The 22,600-nt window shown below is 48.9% G+C and carries 18 protein-coding genes; 8 read left to right on the top strand and 10 right to left on the bottom strand.

What is annotated here, in order from left to right; genetic code table 11:
- Positions 1 to 16 precede the first annotated feature (16 nt).
- Positions 17 to 583: a sugar O-acetyltransferase gene (locus EZV61_RS04080; RefSeq protein ID WP_131414422.1), complete on the top strand. Its 567-nt coding sequence runs from the start codon at positions 17 to 19 to the stop codon at positions 581 to 583.
- Between the two features lie 15 nt (positions 584 to 598).
- On the opposite strand, the gene EZV61_RS04075 is transcribed toward EZV61_RS04080, so the two are convergent.
- From EZV61_RS04075 to EZV61_RS04055, 5 genes are all read right to left on the bottom strand, one after another.
- Entirely contained in the window at positions 599 to 3,481 is a 2,883-nt protein-coding gene (locus tag EZV61_RS04075; protein WP_131414421.1) for an EAL domain-containing protein, read from the bottom strand.
- Between the two features lie 195 nt (positions 3,482 to 3,676).
- Complete coding sequence (locus tag EZV61_RS04070) at positions 3,677 to 5,401, bottom strand: SulP family inorganic anion transporter (protein ID WP_131414420.1); 1,725 nt, start codon at positions 5,399 to 5,401, stop codon at positions 3,677 to 3,679.
- Positions 5,402 to 5,592: 191 nt separating this feature from the next.
- Positions 5,593 to 6,111: a hypothetical protein gene (locus tag EZV61_RS04065; protein ID WP_131414419.1), complete on the bottom strand. Its 519-nt coding sequence runs from the start codon at positions 6,109 to 6,111 to the stop codon at positions 5,593 to 5,595.
- A 97-nt stretch (positions 6,112 to 6,208) separates the two neighbouring features.
- Positions 6,209 to 6,559 (bottom strand): hypothetical protein, encoded by a 351-nt coding sequence (locus EZV61_RS04060; protein ID WP_131414418.1) that lies wholly within the window; start codon positions 6,557 to 6,559, stop codon positions 6,209 to 6,211.
- Between the two features lie 184 nt (positions 6,560 to 6,743).
- A complete protein-coding gene (locus EZV61_RS04055; RefSeq protein WP_131414417.1) occupies positions 6,744 to 8,531 on the bottom strand; it encodes an ABCB family ABC transporter ATP-binding protein/permease in 1,788 nt (595 codons plus the stop codon).
- A gap of 149 nt (positions 8,532 to 8,680) precedes the next feature.
- On the opposite strand from EZV61_RS04055, the gene EZV61_RS04050 reads away from it, so the two are divergent.
- The 5 genes from EZV61_RS04050 to EZV61_RS04030 all read left to right on the top strand — a co-directional run bounded on the left by EZV61_RS04050 (position 8,681) and on the right by EZV61_RS04030 (position 15,473).
- The gene (locus tag EZV61_RS04050) at positions 8,681 to 9,586 is read left to right on the top strand and encodes a histone deacetylase family protein (RefSeq protein WP_131414416.1); all 906 of its coding nucleotides are present in this window, start codon (positions 8,681 to 8,683) and stop codon (positions 9,584 to 9,586) included.
- 150 nt (positions 9,587 to 9,736) lie between these two features.
- Positions 9,737 to 10,411 carry a hypothetical protein gene (locus EZV61_RS04045; RefSeq protein ID WP_131414415.1) on the top strand — a complete coding sequence of 225 codons (675 nt, stop codon included), beginning with the start codon at positions 9,737 to 9,739 and terminating at the stop codon, positions 10,409 to 10,411.
- Positions 10,412 to 10,513: 102 nt separating this feature from the next.
- Positions 10,514 to 11,194: a hypothetical protein gene (locus tag EZV61_RS04040; protein ID WP_131414414.1), complete on the top strand. Its 681-nt coding sequence runs from the start codon at positions 10,514 to 10,516 to the stop codon at positions 11,192 to 11,194.
- Between the two features lie 239 nt (positions 11,195 to 11,433).
- The gene (locus EZV61_RS04035; RefSeq protein WP_131414413.1) at positions 11,434 to 12,030 is read left to right on the top strand and encodes a glutathione S-transferase N-terminal domain-containing protein; all 597 of its coding nucleotides are present in this window, start codon (positions 11,434 to 11,436) and stop codon (positions 12,028 to 12,030) included.
- Between the two features lie 203 nt (positions 12,031 to 12,233).
- Positions 12,234 to 15,473, top strand: a complete 3,240-nt coding sequence (locus tag EZV61_RS04030) for a S41 family peptidase (protein ID WP_240695144.1) — start codon at positions 12,234 to 12,236, stop codon at positions 15,471 to 15,473.
- A gap of 60 nt (positions 15,474 to 15,533) precedes the next feature.
- Here EZV61_RS04030 and EZV61_RS04025 read toward each other — a convergent pair whose 3' ends face one another.
- The 4 genes from EZV61_RS04025 to EZV61_RS04010 all read right to left on the bottom strand — a co-directional run bounded on the left by EZV61_RS04025 (position 15,534) and on the right by EZV61_RS04010 (position 20,468).
- Entirely contained in the window at positions 15,534 to 16,439 is a 906-nt protein-coding gene (locus EZV61_RS04025) for a DMT family transporter (RefSeq protein WP_131414412.1), read from the bottom strand.
- Between the two features lie 232 nt (positions 16,440 to 16,671).
- The gene (locus tag EZV61_RS04020) at positions 16,672 to 18,864 is read right to left on the bottom strand and encodes a prolyl oligopeptidase family serine peptidase (protein ID WP_131414411.1); all 2,193 of its coding nucleotides are present in this window, start codon (positions 18,862 to 18,864) and stop codon (positions 16,672 to 16,674) included.
- 173 nt (positions 18,865 to 19,037) lie between these two features.
- Positions 19,038 to 19,688: a CAP domain-containing protein gene (locus EZV61_RS04015; protein WP_131414410.1), complete on the bottom strand. Its 651-nt coding sequence runs from the start codon at positions 19,686 to 19,688 to the stop codon at positions 19,038 to 19,040.
- 102 nt (positions 19,689 to 19,790) lie between these two features.
- The gene (locus EZV61_RS04010) at positions 19,791 to 20,468 is read right to left on the bottom strand and encodes a DUF4124 domain-containing protein (RefSeq protein WP_165569524.1); all 678 of its coding nucleotides are present in this window, start codon (positions 20,466 to 20,468) and stop codon (positions 19,791 to 19,793) included.
- A gap of 332 nt (positions 20,469 to 20,800) precedes the next feature.
- Between EZV61_RS04010 and EZV61_RS04005 the strand changes: the two genes are divergently transcribed.
- Complete coding sequence (locus tag EZV61_RS04005) at positions 20,801 to 20,992, top strand: hypothetical protein (protein WP_130566558.1); 192 nt, start codon at positions 20,801 to 20,803, stop codon at positions 20,990 to 20,992.
- An 18-nt stretch (positions 20,993 to 21,010) separates the two neighbouring features.
- Entirely contained in the window at positions 21,011 to 21,403 is a 393-nt protein-coding gene (locus EZV61_RS04000) for a hypothetical protein (RefSeq protein WP_131414408.1), read from the top strand.
- A 38-nt stretch (positions 21,404 to 21,441) separates the two neighbouring features.
- Here EZV61_RS04000 and EZV61_RS03995 read toward each other — a convergent pair whose 3' ends face one another.
- Positions 21,442 to 22,482: a carbohydrate-binding protein gene (locus EZV61_RS03995; protein WP_131414407.1), complete on the bottom strand. Its 1,041-nt coding sequence runs from the start codon at positions 22,480 to 22,482 to the stop codon at positions 21,442 to 21,444.
- Between the last annotated feature and the right edge of the window lie 118 nt (positions 22,483 to 22,600).

The raw sequence follows: 22,600 nt of genomic DNA, 5'->3' as shown, positions 1-22,600 counted from the left end.
CCGAAGGAAGCAAGCGATGACCGAATACGAAAAGATGCTTAACGGCGAGCTGTTTAATGGCGGCGATGCCGAAGTGGCGCGGGTACGAGATAACGCCTTTGCCCTGCTCAAACAGATCAATCATCACGGCGTATTTAACAAATCGAAAAAGCTATTTCGGCAGCTGCTGGGCGAGCTAGGTCAAGGCTCAATTATCACTCCCCCGTTTCGCTGTGAGTTTGGCCAGCAGATCCGTTTGGGCGAACGCACCTTTCTCAATATGAACGTGCTGATGCTTGATGGTGCGACCATCACGTTAGGCAATCACGTCTTGGTGGGCCCCAATGTGCAGTTTTATACCGCGTCACACGCTATGGATTATGAGAGCCGTCGCCGCTGGGAAACCTTTTGCAAACCGATCACGGTGGAAGACGATGTTTGGATCGGCGGCAATGTAGTGATCAACCAAGGCGTCACCATAGGCGCACGTTCAATTATTGCCGCTAATTCAGTGGTCAATCACGATGTTCCTGCCGACACCTTGGTTGGCGGTGCGCCAGCTCGGGTGATACGCAGTCTGCTAGAGGAAACGCAAGAAAAATAGTGGCTGTGCAACACATTAGCGGCGAGCAGCTAGCCACTGCTCAAAGTCATACACCGACATCGGTTTGGCAAACAGATAGCCCTGATAAATAGTGCAACCAAGTTTCTTCAAGCGGATCGCCTGTCGGTCATACTCCACGCCTTCGGCCACCACATGTAAATCCATATTCCGGCCGATAGCGATCATCGATTCCGTTAGCGGTGAGCTGTCGCTGTTCTGCAACTCATCAATAAACGCTTTATCTATCTTCAAAATATCAATGGGCAGATCACGTAAATAGGCCAATGAGGAGTATCCGGTGCCAAAGTCATCCATGGCTATCTGGATCCCCAATGAGCGCAATCGTTTGAATTTTTTTATGGTGTCCTCAACATCAACAAGGATCCCTGTTTCGGTGAGCTCCAAAGTGATTATTGCCGGATCTACGTCACCGATCCGGATCATTGATTCAAGGTGTTCAACAAAATTGGGCAAGGCAAACTGCCAGGGCGACACATTGATAGAAAGGTGACCAGCAAACGGCAACCCTTTGGCCAACCAACCTTTCAGTTGCGCTAACGCCTCTTGCAACACCCAATCACCTAACGCGTGGATCAAACCCGACTCTTCGGCGATAGGAATAAACTCTGCTGGAGAAACAAAACCAAGCTCAGGATCATGCCAACGCAACAGTGCCTCGGCACCAAACATCTGGCCGTCGGCGGTCAGTTGTGGCTGGTAATACAAACTCAATTGATCAGCATGCAGTGCTTTCTTCAATGCATTCTGGATCACCAGTCGATTTTTCGCCTCATTTTCCAGCTCAACTTGATAAACAACATGCCTGTTGCGCCCCGCTTTCTTTGCTTGGTAAAGCGCCAGCTCCGCGTGACGCAGCACATCCAATGGTGTCTGCTCTAACTGAGGAAAGGCACACACACCAATGCTGGCACCAATATCGATCAAGTGATCGCCGACTTGTAATGGCTGATTCACTAGCTCGGCCAGTTGCTCTACATAAACGGGCTCACTGTTGTACTCATCAACCAGTACAAATTCATCCCCGCCAACACGGGAGATAAATAGATTATCAGCAAAAGTAACGCGCAGCTGCTTGGCTAAGGCGCGAAGTACTTCATCACCGACGTCATGCCCCAATACATCATTGATGTTCTTAAAATGATCCATATCGAGCAGATAGAGTGAAGCAAGCTTCCCGCTTCGGCGCAGCCGCTTAATTAATACACCCACCCGCTCATAGGTCAGCGCGCGGTTCGGTAATAACGTGAGGTAATCTTCGTAGGCCATTCTGCGCACTTGGACTTCGGCAGCGCGACGCTGCAATTCCGCTCCCGTACGCGCAGCAAAAATCTCTAAAATATTCTGTACGGTATCGGTATGACGCAGGGGCTTAGTATCGAGAATAACGACTAAGCCTAAAGGTTTATCCTCTTCATCAAACATTGGCGCACCAATGTAGCTTTCGATCCCCATTTCAATCAAAAGGTGATCATCCGGAAACAGGTGCTGAACATTCTTCGGGTAACAGCAAATATCGTTGCCCACTACATTCGCACAGGGAGTACCAACCAGCTCATAAGAAAAATTGTTACTGATCTTACCGTCAACCGACAGTGCTAATGTCGACACTTGCGAATACTGCTCGTCCAGTAACCCAATAAACGCATATTTGGCATCAAATAACTTGGTTAACTGCACCACCATCTTGTCGTAAAAATCATTGCCAGTGCCGCTGGCCACCCCTTCAGCTATCTGCCGCAAGCTGTCCGTATACAGATGGCGTTCAGACGCATCCTCACAAATGATGGCAATATTCTGAGGGCTTCCAGCCGGAGAATTAATCACAAACAGCCTGAACTTAAGCCAACATTCGTTCTCCTTCGTCAACGCCATTTCAGCAGCAAACTGGTTGCTGGGCACATCGGGCAACCAAATAGCACCCTGCGCAGATATATTCTCACTGGATAGATCCGTCTCTGGATAGAGCGCGCTTAGCTGCGCAATCATATTGATGCCAAGCAGTTCCTCTCGCCAGAATGTTTGGCTGGTGGCATTCTGTTTAATCACCTCACCATCCAATGAAGTGATGACAATGGGTACAGGGGACTGATAAACCACTTGCGCCAGTTGTAGATGTGAAGCCTGGTGGCGTGCGCTCTCCGCTTGTGTCTGCTGCAATACATTGGCTTGTTGTTTCATCGTAGTGCGCTGTTGACGGGCCTCATGCGCCAAGTTAACGCTGATCATCACGATGATGATCAGCATGCCAAAGCCAATAACATAAACAAAATCTATCATGCCACTATCTATCAACGCGCCAACAACGGCACCGACAAATAGCAGCAGTATGCCAATGCCAAATAGCAAGCTTTCTCGCCATGCGGCTGCACGTAACAGATCAACAAACCGCCACAATGCCCATGCTAAAAACAACACGCCAAAAGCATGAACCACAATCCCGTAGCGGGATTGTTCAGCGTGCAGGCGCACCAATGACTCACTTGCAACAGCCGATTCAATAAGGCCATGAACCTGACTAAAGCGCACACCAAAAGGCTCGAGCAGATTCAAAGTGAAAATCAGCAAAGAAAATACTGAGATCGCAGTCAGCACAACCAAAGAGAGAGGGCGCTTGGTGTAATACTCGATGAACAAATAAAAAGTGGGATACAGAAAAGTGATGGTAGCAACTTGCAGTTTCAGTGCTAAAACAGCATCAGCCACAGAGTCTGCTGAATGATAAAAATAGGTAGATACTTGAAAACAGGCAGCCAGAAAACAGAGCAAAGCATAGACACGATATAGCTGCCTGCGCTCGCCATAAATAGCCATCAGTAGCGCGTTTAACGCCGCAAAACCCATGGCCCCAGCGGTGATGATGTAGCTTAATAAGATCAAAAAGTAATAGGCCTACGCATTCATCAACCAGCAAACTGGTTCTATTTGCTAATAACCTAATTAAATATGAGATAGCAGCAAGCATTACGCAAATGCACCTGATCATAGTGGGAGCTAATTCAAACCGCGCAAGGCACAACATGCTGAGTGACGGCTCTCACCTCGGATACCCTTCATAAGTGCAGCGACAAATCGTCAATCAGTGTTGTCAGTGACTGAATGCGCTTCCTGTTGTGCCTGAAATGCTGCCACCGCCTGTTGGATAGTGTCGAACTCGTAAGCACTGTATTTTTCCTTCGCCTCAACAAACCAGTTAGAGTGAAAGTGTCTGCGCAAGTTGCGTTTTGCCTGAGCATGAGCCAATACAATACCTTCGCTCGCTAGCTGCTCGCGCAACTCTCGATATTTCAGCAGCGCTGTGCCATCAATGATATTCACCGGACTGGCATCCACCACCACCCAATGCACCGGCTGTTTGGCTTTCGCTATCAAGTAGCGGACCCGCTCACAGAAATAGTCCGCATTAAAAAACAGTAGATTTGAATCGAAACGGTAAAGCAGTAAACCGGGACACGTCACCGCCCCCGGAAAATCATTAATATCGTGATAGCCCTTAACGCCCTCTTTCTGTCCCAGCACCGAATCCTTCGGCTTTGCTCCAACCGACAACAACCAAACTAACGACAACACAACGGCCACCAAGACACCGTCAAGCACACCAAGTATCAACACCCCCAACGTAGTAATCACCGAAACGGCAAACTCTTTACTACTCATCCGGTACAGCACCCGCAACGAGTCGAGATCAAACAACCCCACCGCAGACACCATGATGACGGCCGCCAACCCCGCTATCGGTACAGACGCTAACGGGCCAGTAGCAAAAAAGAGGATCAACAGCATGGCGATCGCCGCCACAATACCAACTAGCTGCGTCTTCCCGCCCATCGCATTATTCACTGCAGTCCTAGAGTCGGCCCCGGTCACGGGGAAGCCCTGTGCCAAGCCACTTGCCAAGTTACAGGCCCCAAAAGCAATTAACTCTTGATTCGGAGCGATCTGATAACGATTGCGGCTAGCAAAGCTCTTTGCCGTTAACACCCCGCTAGTAAAACTGATCAAAACAAGCCCTGCCGCGTCGCGAAACAGCTCCCTGTAGATCTCAATATCAAATATCGCCCAATGTGCCGAAGGCAATCCCCCAGGGATCTCTCCAAGCACAGCAACGCCCCGCTGCTCCAGTTGCAGCCCCATCACGGCAACAATTCCGACAACCACCACCACCATGGCACTGGGTACCAAAGGTACAAATCGGCGCACCATGAGTAATAAAATCAACAAACTAACAGCCAAGATGGTTGTTACCGGATCGGCATTTGTCACTTGGATAAAAAACTCAGGGAGCTGCTCCCCAATCCCACCGCCAGCGCTCTGGTAACCAAAAAATTTAGGCAGTTGACCAACAATAATTATCAGGGCGATACCGTTGAGATAGCCAGTCAGTACGGGTTGCGACAGGAAGTTCGCAATGAAGCCCATACGGCCGATCCCAGCCAGCATGAACAGTGCGCCTGTCATTAAGGTCAATACCACCATCATCGCCAGATACTGATCGCTGTTACCGTTCGCCAGTGGTGCCAAGCTGGCGGCGACCATGATGCAGGTAGCGGCATCAGGGCCAGTCATCAACTGGCGAGAGGATCCAAACAGGGCGTAGGCTAACAGAGGAAATATCGCGGAATAGATACCCACAACCGGGGGGACGCCAGCCAAGCTGGCATAGGCAATACCGACCGGCAAAGCAATTGCGGCGACCGACAGCCCCGCGGTCATATCACGACTAAACCACTGACGCTGATACCCTTTAAAACTCGCTAGTCCTGGCAACCAGCGTGTTACTCCCTTAGATCTAGCATGCATTGATGCGCCTCCATGACTCGGTCAATGTCTTTAAATACTAGAATAGAATGCTGGCAACCAGTGTGAAGTTGATCCGCCTGCTCACACCTAAATTTACGATTTAGTCAGCGACATCAATACCAGCTCGCTGAACGCTATCGCAATGGTTGCTGGGAGTCAGGTTAGGGTAACGGATTGTGGCCTCTCAACCGTTACTCAACCACACTAGCAACAAGCTGAATAAAGGCATCTGGCGTAGGCTCGCATCCCTCTCCGCGGTTAAGGTGATTGTCATCTGCCCACTCACAAAATACTGTCATTTCTTTCTCGTCAGCAGGCTCACCTAGCTCCAAGACAAAATAGCGATAACTTGGTTTTTCCACCTGCTCTAACGACGCAAGCGGTTCCGTCAATACCACCAGAATCATCATGGCTTCAACGATCGCCCGTGCTGCAGGCATCTCAATCAGTAGCCCCGGGTAGTCCCCAATTTTCAGAGGCGTAACAGCCAGCTCTGCGATATCAAGATCTACCGAAGCCTCCCCTTCACACTGCTGGCATACTTTCTCCCACAGCATATCGACAACAGCTTGCGAGTCGGATGCCATCACGCGAAAGAACTGCTCAGGATCTGAATCACAAAAGTAACGAAAGGCAATATGCGCCAGGGTGTAATGGTGGGCTCTAGGTTCATCAAGCAAGGCGGCTTTTTTCTTTTTATTCCAAAACATCAAGCGTTTCCTTTAATGTCACATGCATTCAGATAAAACGAATCTGCCCCTTAAAAGGGGCAGAACATAACGTTTGAAATAAAACAAATAGCAGAGCTCAGTCTCCACCTCCGCAGTCAGAGCCTGAGCCTCCTCCTGAGTCACTGCTTGAATCGGTACTGCCAAATATTTCAAAAATGGAAGAGGAATACAGCACCTCTCGTAATGATGACAATGCAACGCCAACAAGCAGTAGGCCCATAACAAGCAGGTGATTATCTATATGGTAAAGATAAGCTGAGGCAGCCACCGTAAGGCAATTACCGAGCCAGCCCCAAAACACGGACTCGCCCCACCGCGCAGCTAAAACAAGCAGGAGGCACACCCCACACATCCATAAATGCCCTTTCACCGCGCCAATAAAGGCCAAAGCAAACATGACATAACTCACTAACGCTGTGATCCGCATCCTTTCCGGCTCCTAAACTGCCCGCAAGAAAAACCGATCGGGCACAATAATGAATTCCATTTGTAATCGAACTATTGTCGTGAATTCACGCCATACGCTCAACACAGTTGGTAGATAAATGTGAAATAGAAAAGACTCACTGACAACGGCAAGATACAAGGCCAGCAAGTGCTCTCTGTGTGATTCACTCTTCCTGCTGTTGTATCTGCCACATGCGGCTATAAATACCGTTAGCCGCTAGCAGTTGTTGATGGGTGCCCTGCTCGGCCACTTCGCCCTGCTGCAGCACAATGATTTTGTCTGCGTCCTGAATGGTAGATAGGCGATGGGCGATCACTAAGCTGGTATGGCCTTTGGTGACATTCGCCATGGCTGACAAGATCGCTTGCTCGGACTGGCTATCAAGGGACGACGTCGCTTCATCGAACACCAGTATTGGTGGCCGTTTTAGTATGGTACGGGCAATAGCAACCCGCTGTTTTTCACCCCCACTGAGTTTTAAGCCTCGCTCACCGACGGTGGTATCCCAGCCTTGCGGCAGTTGCGCGATAAAAGTGGATAGGTGCGCCAGTTTGATCGCCTCAGCCACCTCTTCATCACTGGCGTCAGGGCGACCATAACGAATGTTTTCCAGAATCGAATCATTAAATAGCACGGTATCTTGCGGCACGATCCCTATCGCCGCCCGCAATGACGCTAACGACACCTTAGCAATCGGTTGTTCATCGATACAGATCTCGCCGCTATTGGCATCATAAAAGCGAAACAACAATTTCATTAGCGTCGATTTACCCGCGCCGCTCTCCCCTACCACTGCGACTTTCTGCCCCGGGGCGACACTAAAGCTGATCCCTTTCAGAATGGGACGATCTGGATGATAGTGAAAGCTGACATCATTGAAGCTCACCGCGCCATCGGTAATAATTAGGGTGGCAGCTTGTTCTACTTCAACCACTTTGGGTTGCTTGGTCAGCAAGCCAAACATCTCATCGATATTAGCCAACGAACCTTTCATCTCGCGGTAAACAAAACCCAAAAAATTGAGCGGCATAAAGAGCTGCATCATAAACGCATTGATCAGAACAAAGTCACCTAGAGTCATCGCTTGTTGCGTGACCTGCCAGGCGGCCAGCCCCATCATGCTGGTCATAGCGATGGCGATAATCAGCGCCTGCCCGACATTAAGGGTAAACAGGGAAAGTCGGTTTTTGCGTTTAGCCTGCTCCCACGCGGCTAACGAGCTGTCATAACGATCAGCTTCAAACTGCTCGTTACCAAAATACTTCACCGTTTCGTAATTCAGCAGGCTATCGACCGCTCTGGTGTTTGTGGTGGAATCAGCAGCATTGGCCTCACGCACATAACGGGTACGCCACTCTGTCGCCACCACGGAATAAGCGACATAGGCGGTCACCGACAACAGGGTGATCACGGCAAAAGGCCAGCCATAGTTGTAAAACAGCACCCCCACGACCATCAATAGTTCCAGCACTATAGGGACGATATTGAATACCATAAAGCGCAGCAAAAAGTTGATGCCAGAAGTACCACGCTCTATGTCGCGAGACAGCCCACCCGTGCGGCGATTGAGGTGAAAATCCAAATCCAGGCGATGCAGATGCTCAAACACCCGCAAACCAATACGGCGAATAACGCGTTCGGTGACACGCCCAAACAAGGTGTCTCGGAATTCTCCAAACAGCACATTGGAGAAACGCACCAGACCATAGGCCAATACTAAGCCCAGTGGCAATGCTAGGGTCTCGACTAAAGGCTGAGCCGAACGATCCATCGCATCGACCAAATGTTTGAGCACAAACGGCAAGACAACACTGGCCACTTTTGCCAGCATCAAGCACAGCACGGCCAAGCCCACCCGACGCTTGAATTCCAGCATATAGGGCCATAGCATTTTGATCACAGCCCAGTTTATTTTCGCATTAGGATCGGTTGGGGCATGGCGCTGTCGCATATAGGAAAAGACTCCGAAAAGAATAAAAAGCGGGAAAAAACGGAAATGAGTTACCGAGGTTACCTTAGATTACAGTCTGTACCAATCAATGTGATCCGGTATCATCACTGCCACGAATACAATGTACGAACCAAGCCAAACTGCCAACCATGCACCTGCCGATTGTTGCTCATCCTGATTACAGTTTTCCATTTCCCGCCGGACACCGATTTCCCATGGATAAGTTTGGCTTGCTGCAGCAACGTATGCGCGAGTTAGGGATCCTAGAACAACATAATCTATTTCAGCCGACACCATGCTCCGCGGCAGAATTGAGCATGGCACACTGCTATCACTATATTCAGCGCTTCAGCATAGATGCGTTGAGTGACCAAGAGTTACGCCGCATGGGGCTCCCCTGGAGTGAAGGCCTGCACCAGCGCACCTTCCTGGCACCTAACGGCACTCTGCTGACTGCCGAACTGGCGCTGAAATATGGCGTCGCCTGCCATCTCGCTGGCGGCACCCATCACGCCCATTACGACTTTGGCTCCGGCTTCTGCATCTTTAACGACCTCGCCTATGCTGCCCGCCAACTGATTCATTCCGGCAAGGCTAAACGGATACTTATCTTTGATTGTGACGTTCATCAAGGTGATGGTACGGCACGAATACTTGAGGACGATCCAGAGGTATTCACCTGTTCGATCCACTGTGAAAAGAACTTTCCCCACCGCAAAGCCATCAGTGATCTGGATGTCGGATTAGAAAAAGGGCTCGGGGATGGTGACTATCTAAAGACGGTCGAAGAGACACTGCTGCAGGTCATCGAACAAGCCCAGCCTGAACTGGTTATCTACGACGCCGGGGTGGATGTTTATGCCAACGATCCTTTGGGGCTCCTTAATATCACCCTCGATGGTATTCGTGCCCGCGACAAGTCAGTGATCAATACCTGCCTGAAACTGAAGATACCCATTGCCACCGTGATTGGTGGTGGCTATGACGAAGACCAGATAGCACTCGCCGCTCGCCACGCTATTGTGATCGAAGAAGCAGCAAAGCTGTTTGTCTAATTTTGAGCCGGTAACGCTTACTGTCACCTCCAGCTTCAAGTGAGGCAAATTAGACTTAACTAATTAAAAAAATTCCAAAAAATCGTCTTTTAAATAACCAGATACAAACTAAGGTTACCATTCAATATCCACAACCAAAGGATGGTTACTATGAAACAAGTGGCAATATTACTCTCACTGATGATCTCATTTGCTAGCAGCCCCGCCTTCGCGGCATTTGTTCAATACCAAATATCAGACACCATTGAGACGGTGTCATACGACGAATACTACGATGAGATTATCGACTATAAATCTGTCTACGGCAGTTTCTACTACGATATCGAAAATGTCAGCTTAGTGGCTGGCATAATGGATATCGAGGGCGAAACATTTTTGATGGATAGCTACAAAGGGGTCGGTAATAGCAACCTCTATATGTCACTTCATCAATACGGCTTTTATATGGGCTTTGACATAGGCTTTCAATCACAAAACAACCCCAATAACCATTTCAGTCTAAATGGCGAATATGAGATAGGCGTGCCTCTAGATCTGTACCCATGCATTGAAATCGATGCTTGCCCAACCACTATGTATGATGAAATTCCCGTGTGGCAAGATGCGGAAGCTAGCGGTGCGCTGATCGAGGGCTTTCATGAAGGCTTTCTTCAATACGATTCTGGGGAAAGCGGTGATTTTTGGGATACTTTCATAGAGCATGATTCTTTTCGGCTGGTCGATGAACTACCCGACATCTTTAAGCCGTCAATGAAAGTACCTGACAGCAGCTATGCTGCTGGCCTGTTGTTGCTACTTTTACCGCTCGTTAAACGACGCCGGTAAATTAGCTGAAGCTCACTTAAAACGTTCCAAAAAATCGTCTTTTAAATAGCCAAATCCAAACTATCGTTACTTCGCAATACCCGCAACCAAAGGAAGGTTATTATGAAAACACTAGCCAAGTTTGCGATTACGCTATTCATCTCTCTCTATGGTAGTGCTGTATCTGCCAATTTTATCGAATTCACCCTCGAAGAAGAGATCGACATTGAGATAGATAGGGATGTGATTGGGCAAGAAACTGTTGTAGGGAATTTCTACTATGACATCGTCAACACCGCCATTGTCGCTGGAACAATGCGAATTGGAAGTGATGAATTTTTGCTCAATACCGACCAGGGAATTGGTAGCAGTCACTTTTTCCATGGTGGGCTATGGATGGGAGGGTTCGAGATCGCTTTCTCTGCCAGCTTTGTCTCACAAACCAATCCAACGGAGTACTTTGACTTAGAAGGATTAGATTACGAGATCTACCTACCTTATCCCTGCATAGAGTTCGATAGCTGCACATCAAACCTATATGACGACATATCAGCGTGGCAAGATGCAATTGCAAATGGCGCAATCTTAGAATATGCCCATGAAGGTTTCGCTAAATATGACGCAGGAAAGAGTGGTAATTTTCACTCAGGCGGAATAGTCGACAATGCATATCGAATGCTGGATGAGTTACCTCCAGAATATCAAGCGGTAAAAGTACCTGAAAGTTCAGCGGCTTATGCACTGCTATTGGTTGGAGGTTGCCTGATAAGACTTCGCAGGCTGTCACATGGCGCAGCCAAATAGGCTGAAAGCAAAATTAACATCGTTCAACTAATCAAGGACCACTGAAATACCTGCTGAGATGACACAATCGCTATCTCAGCAGGTTCTATCAACGAGAAAGATACGCTGTGCAGCACTATCACAGGTAAGATCTCAAACTTCGGCCGATTAGTGTTACCACCGCTACGATAGCCTTGTTCCAAATTCCACATGCTTTAACATCGTTCTACATACTTATCTTAAACTCCGAGAGCTCAACCATGCAGCTAATCGTCGGCACAGCTTCCACTTGGTCACTTCGTGTATGGATATGCTGCCAAATCGCAGCTATCAAAGCTGACCTGGTGGTCGTGCCATTGCAGCAACAAGGTTACCAATCACAGCTCGCTAAGCTATCAAGCACCATGCTTGTGCCCGTGCTTTATGACGGCGATATCGAAATCAATGATTCTCTCGCTATCACTGAATACTTAAATGAGTTAACTGATGGCGCGCTCTATCCAGAGGTACAAGCTGACCGAGCAAAAGCACGCAGCTTAATCGCAGAACTTCATTCAGGGTTTTTGAATATCCGGCAAAACTGCCCTTTTTCTACTCGCCCAGTGGCACCCATCACAGATACCGCTGCAATCGCAGCAGAACTGGCCAGACTCCATGACATCTTCACTAACGCAGCAACACCTTTCATGTTTGACACCCCTGGCGCAATCGATGCGTTCTATAGCGTCATGGCTTATCGACTGAACGCATACGGGATCCATTTCGATGGCGACGCAGGCCGCTACCAACAAGCGTTGTTAGCATGGCCTCTGCTAAACGATGCAATAGCGCACGCTGAGCAATGGCAACAAACGTAGCGAGATAACATTTAAGGTTAATATCCTTAGTTAACAATCGGTAACAGATGTTCCCTAGGAAAATATTGTATCTCAGCCATACTCTACCCTTTGTTTGTTAATGATCGTTCACTACAGACTGATGCCAGTGGTCATACACAGGTAAAAAATCAGCTGCAATAAAAAACTTCATCAAAAAACTTCATCTCCACAGGGACTTGTACATGAAAAAACATTGGTTATCGCCTTTGCTGCTGACCGCATGCATGGGATCCGGCGCAGCGTTCGCCGACAGTTCAGCCCCAGAAAACACCCATCTACTTCGTTTTGCCGATATTCATAAAGACAAAGTTAGCTTTGTCTATGCGGGGGATATCTATATCGCCGCCACTGCCGGCGGAACAGCCACAAGACTAACTTCCGATAAAGGATTGGAGCTGTTTCCTAAGTTCAGCCCCGATGGCTCGCAGATCGCTTTTTCTGCCGAGTACAGCGGTAGTCGCCAAGTCTGGGTGATGAACACCGACGGCAGTGATCTAAAACAACTCACTTATTACAACGATGTCGGGCCGATGGCACCCCGCGGTGGTTTTGACTATCGCGTATTGGATTGGACGCCGGATGGTAAGCATGTGCTATTCCGCGCCAACCGACTGCCCTGGGGTAAACGTATGGGGCGCCCGATGTTGGTACCCGTCAACGGGGGTATGCCGATCCCCCTAGCTGTACCTGAAGGGGGGGGCGGTATGCTCTCACCTGATGGCAAAACCTTAGTTTATACGCCGATTGACCGAGAATGGCGTACCTGGAAGCGTTATAAAGGTGGTCGCGCCCAAGATGTCTGGACCTATGATTTAGCCACCAACCAGAGTCAACAACTCACCCACTACGACGGTACCGACAATCAGCCGGTATGGGTTGGCGACAACATCTACTTTGCGTCTGACCGCGAATATACCCTCAATCTGTTCCAGTATCAGGTTGAGGGGGATCCGATCAAAGTCACCGACCACAATGACTTCGATGTGCTGTGGCCCAGTGCCGGTCCAGAAGCGATCGTCTATGAAAGTGGCGGCTTGCTTTATCGCTACCAGCCAGGTGATAAAACCAGCACACCATTAGATATTAAAGTCGCAGGCGAACGCCCCTATCGACAAGCAAAGTTCCGCAATGTCGCCAAATTTGTTGAATCGTTCGACCTGTCCCATGATGGCAAACGTGCGCTGTTTGCGGCACGTGGAGAACTATTCACTGTGCCGGAGAAAAACGGCCCGACACGCAACCTGTCAAATACTCCAGCCGCACGAGAGCACAGCACCAGTTGGTCACCCGATGGCAGATATGTCGCGTATCTAAGTGATGCCACCGGAGAATATGAGCTCTACATCCAGCAGCAAGATGGTAAGCAAGCGCCACAGCAACTCACCAAAAACAGCAGCATCTGGAAATTTGCTCCGGTATGGGCGGGTAGCTCAGACAAACTGGCTTGGGCAGATAAAAATCAAACCCTATGGCTCACCTCTTTGAAAGGCAAAAAGGTTGAGGTCGACAAAGGGCGCTTTGATGATATTACCTATTATCAATTTTCTGCCGATGGCCGTTATCTGGCATATGTCAAAATCGCCGCCAACGGCTTACCGCAGATCTGGCTTTACGACAGTAAAAATAATCAGCGTACAACCTTAAGTAATGGCCGGACCGCCGACTTTGAACCAACGTTCGATCCACAAGGACGCTACCTCTACTTTCTCTCCAATCGCGATTACAACCTGACCTTTGGCGATCACGAGTTTAACTACCTCTATAACAAAGCCACCCGCGTATACGCTGCGCCACTGCACGACGATGTCACCATGCCGGGAGCCTTGGTCAGCGATGAAGTCTCAGTCGCTAAGAGTGACGACGAACAAGAAAAAGAGAAGGGGTCAGCCAATAAACCGATCACGCTCACGGCTGAAAAAATGGAGATGCTGGCTCAGCCATTGGCTGCGAAAGCTGGTAACTACACCCATCTGACGGCCAACGAGAACGATCTATTTGTGCTTGCGGGTATCGAACCGCCTTACACGTTGCAGATGATGGCTGTCGCGCTTGATGCCAAGAGCAAAAACGTAGCCGATAATGTGAGCGCCTATCGATTGGCCGCTGGCGGAAAAAAGTTGCTGGTTAAGGTCAACGGTGATTTCTCCATCATTGATGCCAAAGAGCAGCAGCAACCCACTAAAAGCAAACTAGACACGGCCAACATGCAGATGCGTATTGACCCAGCAATTGAATGGGTGCAGATGTATAACGATGGTTGGCGTACGCTGCGGGACTGGTTCTATGATCCCAACATGCACGGCCAGGACTGGCAGGCGATCTATGACAAATACCGCCCATTGGTCGACCATGCTGGGCACCGCACAGATCTTGACTACATCCTCAGTGAAGTTGCTGGCGAAATGAATGCCGGCCATATCTATGTACAAAGTGGTGAGCAGCCCAAAGTCGACCGTGTAGAAGGTGGCTTATTGGGCGCTGATATAAAGAGCCACCCGTCAGGCAACTTTATCATCAGTAAAATCTTTAAGGGTGAAAACTGGCACGATGCGTTCCGTTCGCCGTTAACCGAGCCAGGTGTAAACATCAGTGAAGGTAATTTCATTACCGCGGTAAATGGCATCTCAAGTAATTCTGTTAGCAATATCTACGAGCTACTACAAAACAGTGCCAATAAACCGATCACCCTTAGCGTATCAACCGCAGCCAATGGCAAAGACAGTCGTGATCTGTTGGTTAAACCAATCAAGAGCGAAACCAACCTGCGCTATCTAGACTGGGTAGCAAGCCGCGCCGCTTATGTGGATAAGCTGTCTGGTGGCCGTGTTGGTTATGTGCATCTGCCTAACACGCTGTTTGCCGGCAACCGCGAGCTGTTCAAGCAATTCTTGCCGCAGGTGAATAAAGAAGCCCTGATCATTGATGACCGATACAACGGCGGCGGCTTTATCCCTGAGCATATGATCGCCATGCTCGCGCGCGAACCGCTTAACTATTGGAAGCGCCGTGGTGCCGAGCCCAATGCAACCCCCTACTACAGCCATGTTGGCCCGAAAGCGATGTTAATTAACGGCTACTCCAGTTCTGGTGGTGATGCCCTACCCTACTACTTCCGCAAACTAAAACTGGGGTCACTGATCGGCACACGCACATGGGGTGGCTTGATTGGTATTTCGGGTAACCCAAGTCTGGTGGATGGCGGCATGGTGATCGCATCAACTTTCCGCTTTATGGATACCGATGGCAATTGGGCGGTAGAAAATGAAGGTGTATCGCCAGACATCGAAGTGATCGACCGACCTGAGCTGATCTTTATGGGTAAAGATCCCTCAGTAGAACGCGCGGTAGAAGAGCTGTTAAAACAACTACCGGAAAAGCGTGCCGCCGCACTCCAAGCGCCACCGGCACCGAGTAAGTTTTAATCCTGATGTATGTTCATTAAGTTTAAAAGCCCGGCAAATGCCGGGCTTTTTTGAATGAACTCAGCGAGAATGCTGATTAAACAGTTTCATTGGCGAAAAGCCAGTCACCAGCGCCGTGCCCATCAATACCACACACGAACCAAGCAAGGTATGCCAGCCTAACTGTTCATCCAGAAAGAGATGGCCCCATAACACACCGAACATGGGGATAAGATAAGTCACTGTCAGCGCCGAAGGAGCCCCTTCGTCGGCAACTAATTTAAAATAGATCAGCAAGGCAATCCCGGTACAAGCGATCCCTAAGACCACCACAGAGCTTAGAACAAGTGTTGTCGGCTGCGATTGCACCGGATAAAACAGCAGCAATGGCGCTAGCAATAGCGTGGCCGCCCACATACTGCCGTGGGCATTATTAAAGGCATCAACGCCTTTCACGCTGCGAGTATAAGTGGATGCGATACCATAGCAAAGCGTGCCGGTTAACATGGCGCCTACGGCGAACCACATCGCCGATGAATCAGCAGCTGACGCCTGACCAAATAGAGTAGGGTCTAGTCCCACAAGCATGGCGACACCGATAGTTCCGAGAAATAGGCCAAACAGCCGCTTCGCTGATACGCCCTGGCGATCAACGACGGCAACACACACCATTCCCCACATCGGCGCCGTCGCATTCAAAATAGACATGACACTGGCCGACAACGTATGCGCAGCATAGGCCAATAGCACCCAAGGAATTGCCGAGTTAACCAAGCCAAGTACTAAGTAGTGACGCCAATGCAGCCCAACCTTTGGGGCTTTTTTGAGCCAAACGGCAACCGCGGCCAGAAGCAGAGCGGCAAGCGCTACCCGACTAGTAATCAAAGCCACTGATCCCATCACAGGTGCTGCGACTCGAAGGAACAGGAATGATGCCCCCCAAAGTGCGGCAAGTAGTATCAAACGAAGAAAGCTAGCGGTGCTCATGAACTAATCCATTCACAAATGGGGAAGAGACGCGGCGCAATCTACAGGTTGTAGATACAGCTGACCAGCGAAAAATGAACAACTAATTCCAATACAAATGTAGCCACCTTAAAAGCGAAAAAAGCAGAACATCCCTGACTCAACCCACTCCCTATTAGAATGCAGATAACGTAGGCAGAAAAACAAAAAGCCCGGCAATGGCCGGGCTTCCTCGATCTATAAGCTGGCCAATTTAAAGCGATTTCACGCCCATGTTGTAGAGAGTGAAACCGAAAATATCAGCATATTGCTCAATAATCTTGCTGGTCGGTGTACCCGCACCATGACCCGCCTTGGTTTCAATGCGGATCAACACAGGATTAGATCCCGTCTGCTTCTCCTGCAACTGTGCGGCAAACTTAAATGAATGCGCCGGCACCACACGATCGTCATGATCACCTGTGGTTACCAGAGTCGCTGGGTGACTAACACCCACAGTCACATTATGTACCGGCGAATAGCCCAGCAAGTATTCAAACATCTCCTTGCTGTCTGCAGACGTACCGTAGTCGTATGCCCACCCAGCACCTGAGGTAAAGGTATGGTAGCGCAGCATATCCAGCACCCCAACCGCAGGTAACGCGACTTTAAACAGTTCAGGTCGTTGCGTCATCACCGCGCCGACCAGCAAGCCGCCATTCGAACCACCTCGTACTGCCAAGTAGTCTCTGGACGTGTATTTTTCAGCAATCAAGTACTCTGCCGCAGCAATAAAGTCATCGAACACATTCTGCTTCTGCATCTTGGTGCCAGCATCATGCCACGCTTTACCGTACTCACCACCGCCACGCAGGTTAGCCACGGCATAAATACCGCCGAGCTCTAACCAAGTTGCATTCACTGAACTGAAATACGGGGTCAAACTAATATTGAAACCACCATAACCATACAAAATGGTCGGCGTTTTGCCATTGAGCTGCGAGCCCTTTTTGTAGGTGATGATCATTGGGATCTTGGTACCATCTTTCGACGGATAGAATACCTGCTTCGATTCATATAGCTCAGGATTAAAGGGTGAGCTGGATTTACGATAGACCTCGCTGCTGCCCGTCGCCACATCCAAGCTAAAGATAGTGCCCGGGGTTTTGTAGTTGGTGAAGGTGTAGTAAACCGTTTTCTGCTCGGCTTTGCCGCCAAAGCCACTGGCGGTACCCGGACCTGGCAAGTTGATTTCCCGCAGTAACTTACCCTGCATATCAAACTGCTTCACTCGCGAAATAGCATCCACCATATAGCTGGCAAATAAGTCGCCGCCAGCCGTGGTAACATCCAGCACATTGTCGGTTTCGGCAATGACATCTTTCCAATTGGCCGGTGCAGGATCCTTAAAGCTGACCTCAACCACGCGCTTGTTTGGTGCATTTCGGTTAGTCACCAGCAGCAGACGCTCGCCTTCAGAACTCAGTAACTCGGTGTCTGACTCCGTGTCGCCAACAATAGTCACCAATGGGCTATCAGGCTTAGACAGGTCTCTAATAAACAGCTTGTTCCCTGAGGTTGAAACAGATGCGCCCACCGTTAAGTAACGACCATCTTCACTGACGGCGGCAAAGACATAACGATGTTTTTCTTCTGGCGTACCACCAAAGATCAGCGTATCCGCTGACTGGGGTGTACCGAGAGCGTGATAATAAGCTTTATGCTGATCCGTTTTAGCAGACAGTTCACTGCCTTTCGGCTTGTCATAACTGGAGTAATAAAAGCCCTCATTCCCCTGCCAGCTAATGCCACTGAACTTGACATCAACCAGTGGCTCGCCTTTTTCGGCTAAGGTTTCAACATCAATGACGATGATCTTGCGCCAGTCACTGCCGCCTTCTGAAATTTGATAGGCCGCTAACTTGCCGTTCTTCGAAAAGCTGATCCCCGCCAATGACGTGGTGCCATCCTCACTGAACTTATTCGGGTCTAAAAAGACACTCGCTTCACCTTCAGGTTTGCCATTGACCAGCGGCTGACGATACAAAACATCCTGATTTTGCAGACCATCATTCTTATAGAAATAGCTGAAATCCCCCTCAATAAACGGGGCACTCACTTTTTCATAATCGATCTGCTTTTCAAGCACCTGTTCAATCTGTTCCCGGTAAGGGATCTGCTCAAGGTAACCAAAGGTCACAGCATTTTGCGCAGCAACCCAAGCCGCCGTTTCATCGCTCCGGTCATCTTCTAGCCAACGGTAAGGGTCACCCACTAGGGTTTCAAAATAGGTATCGACCGTGCCGTCTTTACGCGTTTCCGGATAAACCAGCTGAAAGCCTGCCGCGGCCGCATCAACTTCTGTGGCAGTTGGTGTATCGATGTTGACCTCCGAGGGGGTGGGCTTGTTATCACTGCAGCCAGTAAGTGACGCTACTAGTGCCAACGACAAGATCTTATATTTCATAACATTCCTTGATGAAACCAAGTACACATATCTAGATGAAATTATGCTTTGCGAAGGGGTTTGTCCAGCATCAGACCCGTGACCTTTGTAACAGCGGTGTAAATCGAAGTGTTCAGCAGCAAAACGAATAATTAATTACGCGGTAATTACTTAGATTAGCCAAAGTAGTCACACTACTGCGGACTGGCAAACACCTGGGTCCAATAGCGACCATAACTGGCGCTGCTGTTTTCAACACAGGCCAACCCCATCTCGGTCACGTTAGGATTCATAATATTACGGCAGTGACCGGGGCTGTTCATCCATCCATTAACCGCCTGCTGCGCATTAAACTGACCCGCTGCGATGTTTTCACCATAAGAACGCCAATCGTAGCCTTGCTCCGATATGCGATCCCCCGGCGAACTGCCATCCAACCCAGTGTGATCAAAGAAGTCGTAGTTTGCCATGTTGGCTGAATGTCCTTCAGCGGCTCGGTCTAACAGGGCATTCATGGATAAAGCATCCACCGCTGGAAAGGCCTCTTCTCCACACATTTGCGATTGTGCGCGGAGCTGATTGATCAAGTGGATGACCTCTGACAAATCGTCATCACAAAGCACTTGTGCGTAGTCGATATTCTCGGGAGAGGGTTGTTCGTTGTCCTGCTCACCCGCTTCGCCATCACCCTCACTAGCTTGCTCATCGCCGCCGCTTTCATCACCTTCACTAGGCGTTTCGGCTTCAGGCGTGTCTGTGGTTGGCGATACTTCACCAGAAGAGGAACCTCCGCCACAGGCGATCAGAAAAAAGGAGGTCACCAACACAAAAAAGAACTTAGTCATACTTATTACTGTCCCAAAAAAGCCAAGCTAGCTCGCGCAATTAAAGCTCAGCATATCTACTCAAGGTAAAGAAAGATAATCAGCCGGAGCTGAAACGCTCAATCAGGGCGTCACCATGATGACGAACTGCTTGCCTTTGTATTTTGTCAGTGTGGGTTCGCCCAACTTGTATTTGCTGATCGATTGCATCAGCTCAGCTAAGTAATTCTGACTTGGCGTGCTGCCTTTCACCATCAACACCCCGTCAATCACCTTAAACTTGCTGATAAGGATCTCACCTGGCACCTCTGCGCCCACTTGGTTAATCCAGTCTGCGTCACTTAGTACCTGCTTTTTTCTATCTTTAGCCGGTTTAATAAAACCCAGACTTTGAGTCTTAGTTTGCGGCTCCAAAATGTAGAAATGAAACAGTTCCTTGGATGCGCGCGCCGCTCCAGTATGCCGAGGAAGAACACCACCAAAGCCATTTGCAACCAACAATTCACTGAATTTTTGTCGCGACTTCGCTGAAGAGCTCTTTCCTGTAAGTAAAACACGAGGGCCTTTCTTTTCAATCGATACTACGGCCACACCTTCGGGCGTAAATCCAGCAATTTTACGCTGCAGATCATCAAGCCTATCAGCGACCGAATATGAGGTGAACGAGGCATTGGATTTAATCACCTGCGTAGAAAAATGGGTGACACCATTTTCATCAACCCAAGAATAAATACTTTCCGCTTGAGCTGCGCTCCCCAAAACTAGACTTATGAGAATAAGCCAACGATAACAACACTTCACCTTAACCATCCATCCCTTGGAACAACAAAACTACAACGAGTAGTCAAGACTGTTTAAGCGGCGCATTATTCCATAAACCGTCAATAATTTCACGCGCCGTCAAAAAAACACCACGCGTAATAATCTTTGCAGAAAACGCGCCACACACTAGCTCAAAGCCAGTCACCATCAGTGTGATAGAGAGGTATTTCTCAGTTTTATGCTCGCCAGCCAAAATTGATTTAGATCAGCTCAACCTCAATGGTCAAAAAATATACCCCTTTATGGTAATACTCATATCCCGACGGCTTACTTAACCTCAATATAACTGAGGTTAATTCGGGTAGAAGACGATGACTCTTAAACAAGATCCACGCTGCTATACCAACGTCTGTGTAAATGGTCTTTGGTATCACTATGATCACTGCAGTGACAAAGCCTATGTGCTAAGAGGCGGCACCTCGCCAGAGGTCACGCTAGAGAAAGAGCCGCGTACGGAAGATGAACTAGTAGAGATGCTGAGGCATACTACACCTCCGTTTTAAATCACTGCAGTAAATTAGATGAGCCAGAGTGGGTCGAACAAGCGCAATACAGATTGGATATTGTGGAGTGCATTACCAGCCTACTTTATTATTTGGCTGATCTTTCCCGTCATAACGGCCGGCCCGCAATTTTGGTACTTAGGCAGCAGCCTAGGTGTGATTTATGTCGCCATGCATTGCTACGAGATGAAGTATCGCGGCCATTGCGGGCTATCTTCTGATGCCACCGCGGTTCCCGTCACGCTAGTCGCCGCCGGTTTGCTATTTTTTGTCAGCCACCGCACAGATATTGGCATCGATGCCTCTCATATTGGTGACGGTCTCATTTGGATGCCACTCGCATTCATCACGGGTCACATCGCCGCATTCTTAGTGGTTATGACATTGAGTGCTTTGTTCGAAGACCAGTAACCAGTCTGCGTCGAAACAAAGCACTCACGGTCAACTCGCTAGCTCGCAGGTGTGGCTTGGTAAGCACCCGTTAGGCTATTAAAAATGATACGAATAGAGCCCGCCGTACCAACTTTCATGTTCGCTCCATCAAGGTCAGCAATACCATCACCATTGTCATCACCGAAATTGCGTGACCAATCGTCATAAACATCAAGTTTAAAGTCAGTATAACCATCAAAATAAACAACAATCGACCAGGTATAGTCATCGATCAAGGTCATTGGGATAGAGTTCCACCCCGTTGGTTGTCCACGGAAATAGACCTGAGGGTAACGCTGCAACAATGGCCGTTGCCCGATCGCATCGCCCGTGCTGAATAAACGATAATTTTTTCCGTAGTAGTTATCAATCTGGGTCTGTTGGCCCGAGCTATATTCCAAATAGAACTCGAAATGGCGGTAGTACTCAATATATTGTTCGCCCGTCCAAACACCACTGACACCGTTCGCGTCAGCAACGGTATGACTTAAAGTTAACTCTCTACGATAGCTATGCTCCCAGTCATCACCGGTATAAACCATGGTGACCTTATCCGCACTGCCTTGATGACGTGCCCGCGCTTTTACCGAAATCAACGAAGAATCACGATAAGCATCATCTAACGCTACCGCTTGATGCTTAAAATCAGTCTGAGTGGTGCCATCAAATTGATAGTTCTGCAGGCCATTATTATCCCAATAAGTTTGACCATTAACCTGATATTTAATAGCAAACTGGACACCAGAGACCGAGCCGGAGAGAGGCAAACGAAAGCTAAATGCTTCGTACCCATGACTGGTTGCCGCAACATAAAATGCAGGATGATCAAGCCACTGGCCATCTTCTGCCTGATAGTGCAACCAAACCTGTTTAGATGGACCGATATTCTTAACTTCAACGGCGCCTTCCAGCTCAGAATAGTCAAATCCGTTTTCATAGTAAGGTGTAAATTGAGCATGTTTCAGGCGAACCTCTTCAGCAGCCTCTGCAGCAAAAGCAGACAGAGACATCAGCAGGCAGCCGACAACGATTTTTAGTGACATAGCTTTTCCCAACATATCGCTTTCCTTGGAATATTTTGTATTTATGCCGCTACTTATGGCGCAGCGTGCATCGCAAAATATAGCAATGTGCGGAAGTAAGAATGGCGAGAATTCGGTCTAAGAACGAAATTAG

The sequence above is a fragment of the Corallincola luteus genome, assembly GCF_004336975.1.
Taxonomy (GTDB): domain Bacteria; phylum Pseudomonadota; class Gammaproteobacteria; order Enterobacterales; family Neiellaceae; genus Corallincola; species Corallincola holothuriorum.
This window is presented reverse-complemented; position numbering and strand designations above follow the sequence as displayed.